General features: G+C 35.0%; 3 protein-coding genes. 2 read left to right on the top strand and 1 reads right to left on the bottom strand.

Translation table 11 applies throughout. From position 1 onward, the window contains the following. On the top strand, positions 1 to 836 hold an 836-nt coding region (locus Q0296_RS02400; RefSeq protein ID WP_298036105.1), incomplete at its 5' end, for a Cj0814 family flagellar-dependent secreted protein. Between the two features lie 13 nt (positions 837 to 849). Continuing rightward, complete coding sequence (locus tag Q0296_RS02395; protein WP_298036104.1) at positions 850 to 1662, top strand: cell surface protein; 813 nt, start codon at positions 850 to 852, stop codon at positions 1660 to 1662. Positions 1663 to 1745: 83 nt separating this feature from the next. Here the strand turns inward: Q0296_RS02395 and Q0296_RS02390 are convergent, their stop codons facing one another. Continuing rightward, positions 1746 to 2582, bottom strand: a complete 837-nt coding sequence (locus tag Q0296_RS02390) for a hypothetical protein (RefSeq protein WP_298036102.1) — start codon at positions 2580 to 2582, stop codon at positions 1746 to 1748. Positions 2583 to 2806 lie beyond the last annotated feature (224 nt).

The raw sequence follows: 2806 nt of genomic DNA, 5'->3' as shown, positions 1-2806 counted from the left end.
TTAGCTTAGATGAGATAAGAAATTTCCCTCAAGGCTTTTCTTATAACCGCCAAAGCATGCAAGTAACAAAAATTCATAATTCTATTTATGACTTTGATGCAGCTGCTTCTAGCTTTAACTACAAAGAGTCAAACAAACAGATGATAAGCACGCTCTTTTTCAACCCAAGCTTTAGCGGTGGAGACGGCAGGCAGCCATTAAAGCCAACAACAGATATCTTTAACAACAACAATGGTGGCAAGGAGAGTGTGGGAAGTGGTGTTTTTATCGATCCGCACGGCGAAAGATATACAAATAAAGATGGCTCTATAACCAAAGGTGGCCTTTTAGCAGCAGTTATAAATAGCAACCTTGACGTCAAAGAAGGTGAAACCACCGTTTTTGGAAAGAAGCAAGGCTTTGATAAGAGCGTAGATAGCAAAGAATTTAGTAGGGCATTTGAGCTATTTGAGCTTATGGGTGAGATGAAATTTGGAGCAAATTTCAACAAAGCAAGCGACTCTGATCTAGCTGGTATGCCTGCATATATGCAAGAGTATGTTAAGTATAAAAGAGACCTTGTCTATGTAGATCTAACGACTGGGTTTGTCGGTAAGTATTCAGATGAAGAAGACGAGCTATCATTTAAAAAGATGATGGAGCATAATCTAAAAATGCTAAAGCTACTCTTTGGCGAGATAGACAAAGATGGCAAAAAGAGCAAGGACTTTATGGATAGCTTTTTGAAATTTAGTATGCCACCTTTAAATTTAGTAAAAGAGCTAAATGAAAACCCAGCTGGAAAATATCTAGTAGATATGCTTGGTATAAAAAGAGATGTTGATATAAAGGCGTAGGGGGAGAGCTGATATGATCGCTAGCATAAACGAACTTAGCAATACACCGATACAAGATAACACTATCCAAAAAGAAAATGCAACAGAAAATATAACCAAAGAAGGTAAGCAAGACAAAAACGCTACCGAAGAAAAATTTGACTACTCAAAGAATCTTTTTAAACCATGGAGCGAAACTATAAAAGAATTTATAGATATAGACAAAAGTAAAGAGGGCTGGATAGCAGATACTATAAATCGAATTGATAATATGCTATCTAATTACACCATTCAAGAAAGACGAGCTCTATCAGCAAAAAGAGAGCCAGAAAACATGGAAGAATTTAGAGTTCGCGAACTCCAAGATTACATGGACTGGTTGCTTACAAACTCTATAGACGGCAAACCAACGATAGTTGGTAAAATGGTTGGTCTTGGCACAGCAGAAGAGGAGGCAGAACTAGAAGCTTTTGTAAAATCATTTTCAGAAGGCACTATGATGAGTAATGATGGTGCTGCTTTGTTTGTTAGAGCTGATCTAAGCATAGAAGAATTCAAGAAGCTTTATAGAGAAGATGTGGAAAAAACTACGAAAGAGCATAAAGAATTTCTAGCTAAACTACACAAAGAAGAACAAGAATACAATGCAAATTTTGCCAAAGAGCAAAGTGAGAAGAAATTTAAACCTATGCAGGTTAAGAAGAAGTATGAGACTTATGATATAAACAAGGATCAGAAATTTCTCTATGCAAGAGAACTTTTAAATTTCAAAGAAAAAAGAGGCATAGACGTCTTAGAGCTTATGCAAAAGATAGACAAGAAGCAAATTTTAAATAAGATGGTTTGATGGATAAAACAAGAACGAGGATCATCCTCTTTCTTGTTATGGGATAACATAGCAACGGCTTGCGCTAGATACTAAAGATAAAGTTAAACCTTTTTATCAAAAACTTTTTTACCATTTTCTTCAAGTTTTTGCATAATGCGAAGCACGTCGATACCTCGTTCTCTCTCAAGTTCTTGAAGCTTAAGTAAAAACGAAAATTTCTCATCCTTAGCAATGTCATAAGTTTCAGTGTTTTTGCTTTCAGCCTGGATAGGAGTAAATTTTTTCTCTTTGGTGTCGTCTTTTTCTTCTTCAACGCTCTCTATATCTTGAATGCCCTTTTCATTCATCTCTTTTAGTATATTGACAGCATTTTTAGTATCTTCACCAGATAAAGTTATATTAAACCGCTCTTTTAGTGCATATTTAGCCCACTCCTCTTTAAACTCATCAACGCTCATATCACTATCAAGCAGATCAACAGTTCTTGAGTTTTGCATAAATAGCAGTTGGCGATTGCCACGATATTCATTTAAAAATTCATTTACAGTGTATGGGGTATCTCTTAAAATTTTTGGCTTATCATTGTCTGGTTTTGCTTGCTGACCTTGTATATATTCAACAAATAAACCCTTGCTTTCATTTATGAAATTTTTAAGATCTGATAACTGCTCGCTTGTAAAATCAGGATCATAGCCTCTAAGCTTTCCTATGATAGTGACTTTTGCTTCATCACCTTTTGTAAAGCCAGATAGTGGATATATGTGCCTATCATAAGCTGCAGCTTGAGCTTTTCTATCAAGCCTTGCGTATTTAGGAAAGCTCATACCATATCCCATATCGTTACTAAGTATCTCGTTTATATCGTTAAATTTAAACCCCATCTCACTAGCTATGTGTTCTCTAGACAGATAAGGATATGGTGAGCTAGAAATTTGCATTTTACTATCCTTAGTAAGTTTTAAACTACTCAACTATTTTTCAAAATTTATTTGAGTGAAATTTTCTTAGTTGATAAATCGTCTTTTAAATAATTTAGTTTATATATGACTTATCTCGACACAAAATGCTCCCCTGTTGATAAAATTTTACGGCACAACTTTTGCTTACTCTTTGAAGCTAAATTTCAAGGAGTAAGCTATGAAAGTCTCTTATAACTCCATCT

Origin of the sequence: uncultured Campylobacter sp. (assembly GCF_937890585.1) — a bacterium.
GTDB lineage: Bacteria > Campylobacterota > Campylobacteria > Campylobacterales > Campylobacteraceae > Campylobacter_A.
This window is presented reverse-complemented; position numbering and strand designations above follow the sequence as displayed.

Bases quoted from the DNA above. Each gene is read 5' to 3' on its own strand.
- Q0296_RS02395 (WP_298036104.1), top strand. From the start codon at position 850: ATGATCGCTAGCATAAACGAACTTAGCAATACACCGATACAAGATAAC.
- Q0296_RS02390 (WP_298036102.1), bottom strand. From the start codon at position 2,582: ATGCAAATTTCTAGCTCACCATATCCTTATCTGTCTAGAGAACACATA.